This is a genomic window from Segatella copri, assembly GCF_003465495.1.
GTDB classification, from domain to species: Bacteria; Bacteroidota; Bacteroidia; order Bacteroidales; family Bacteroidaceae; genus Prevotella; species Prevotella copri_G.
The window spans coordinates 682-2569 of the sequence record NZ_QSAV01000094.1 but is presented as its reverse complement, the minus strand read 5'-3'; the positions used below and the strand labels follow the sequence as shown (position 1 = coordinate 2569).

Below are 1888 nucleotides of genomic sequence, written 5' to 3'. Positions count from 1 at the left end.
CGGCTCCGCGTTTATACCTTGCCCTTTATCGTAAAAGTTCTTACCTTTGCACCATAATTTTAAAAGCAACGCAATTATGAGAGCAACAGAACGTTATGAGAGGGCATGGAATGCCTTCCAGATTCATTTGAATCATAATCCAAAAGCCAGTTTGATTCCTTTTTTAAAGGAACGGCATGTAAACCATCGCTCGATGCATAGATGGATGTCAGAGAAAGGTTATTCTGTTAGGTTAGCCAAACAGCAGATTCGTCTGCTTCAGGCCGAAGCCCGTAAGGAATGTTCCGAGGCAATAGCCAAGGACACTGGGATGATGTTTCTTCCCATGGAAATGCCATCCGAACCCGTCTGTCCAGAGAACTATCTTTTTGGCATAACCCTAACCTTCCCAAATGGAACGATAGTCACCATCAAGAAAGGTAGCGTCAAATCTGTCATGCATCTGATGAAACTTTACGAAAAGGAGGATATGCTATGTTTGGACTAAACGAAAATACCCAATATTACGTCTGCCAGCGATATGTCCGAATGAACATGGGCATAAATGGCTTGTATCAGATTGTGAGAACCGAGATGGAACTTCCGCCACTTGGTGGTGCGGTATTCATCTTCTTCTCCAAGAACCGCCAGCAGGTAAAATTGCTCAAATGGGATGGCGATGGTTTCTTGCTGTACCAGAAGCGACTGGAGCGAGGAACCTTTGAATTGCCATTCTTTGACCCCAAGAACAAACAATGCAAAATGCCGTACAGGACACTATCGGCCATCATGAGCGGAATTTGCCTAAAAAGCATGAAATATAGAAAGAGGCTTAACTTATAGCTTTGCTATGCTATATTTAACGTATTGTATATCAGAAAGATAATAAGAACAAATATCTGAAAACACTTGCATATCTCGATATTTTTTCGTACCTTTGCACTATGAAAAAGGACGAAATTATAGTACTTTTAAAGGAACAGCTTCAGCTTGCAAACGAACAGCTTCAGCAAGCTAATGCTACGGTGAGTTCGTTGACTACACAGGTCAACGAACTCATTGAACGTATAAAGTCATTAGAAGAACTACTCGTCCAGAAAGGAATCGCCATTGACAAAGCGAATCGTCAGAACAAGGCACTCGGCAAGCTCGTTTCAGGCAAGAAGTCCGAACGTCAGGAAAAGAATCCACAAGCCTCGATGACCCAGGAGGAATTTGACAAGAAGAAAACAGAGCAGGCCGAAAAGAGAAAGGAACGCAAAAACAACGGTGCCAAGCGTGACATGCATTGCGAGATGGAAGAGGTGCATGTTACGATAGATCCAGTCATGGATGCAGAGTTTTTGAAGACGTTGCGTCTCTTCGGAACTCGTACCTGTGTGCGTTACAGCATGGAACCCATCAAATTCATCAAGACCGTGTATCACATCAACACTTATACTGATGGGAGTATCCTGTATCCGGGAAAAACTCCGCCGGCTCTGTTGTTGAATTCTTCCTATTCACCTTCCTTTGCTGCAGGTCTCCTGCAGATGCGATACATCTATTCCATGCCGGTGGAGCGAATCATCAAATACTTTGCCGACAGTGGGTTTACGTTAAGGAAGGCCACGGCAAACAAGCTGATTGCCAGAAGTGCCGATGTTCTGGGAAACTTTTACAAGGCTATCTGTCAAATAGTGCTGCAGCAGGATTATGTTACGGCAGACGAGACTTATCATAAAGTACTGTTAGCCAAGATAAAGCCTACGGACAAGGGTTCGAAGAAAGGCTACCTCTGGGCTGTAAGTGCGCCTAAACTGGGACTTGTCTTCTTTGTATATGAGGATGGATCACGTTCAGAGCAGGTTATACTTAACGTATTCTCTGATTATAAAGGTACAATACAGAGTGATGCATATGCTCCTTA

3 protein-coding genes are annotated in these 1888 nt (G+C 43.6%); all 3 read left to right on the top strand.

From position 1 onward, the window contains the following. Window positions 1–76 precede the first annotated feature (76 nt). Window positions 77–487 (top strand): hypothetical protein, encoded by a 411-nt coding sequence (locus tag DWV53_RS15090; protein WP_118155427.1) that lies wholly within the window; start codon window positions 77–79, stop codon window positions 485–487. Next, complete coding sequence (tnpB, locus tag DWV53_RS15085; protein ID WP_118155425.1) at window positions 475–822, top strand: IS66 family insertion sequence element accessory protein TnpB; 348 nt, start codon at window positions 475–477, stop codon at window positions 820–822. Before DWV53_RS15090 ends, tnpB begins: the two co-directional genes overlap by 13 nt. Window positions 823–923: 101 nt before the next feature. Beyond that, window positions 924–1888, top strand: a 965-nt coding sequence (locus tag DWV53_RS16280; protein ID WP_259319014.1) for an IS66 family transposase, incomplete at its 3' end; no start/stop codon positions are given.

What these genes read in the sequence shown, in the direction of transcription:
- tnpB (WP_118155425.1), top strand. Translation starts at nt 475, where the DNA reads ATGTTTGGACTAAACGAAAATACCCAATATTACGTCTGCCAGCGATAT.
- DWV53_RS15090 (WP_118155427.1), top strand. Translation starts at nt 77, where the DNA reads ATGAGAGCAACAGAACGTTATGAGAGGGCATGGAATGCCTTCCAGATT.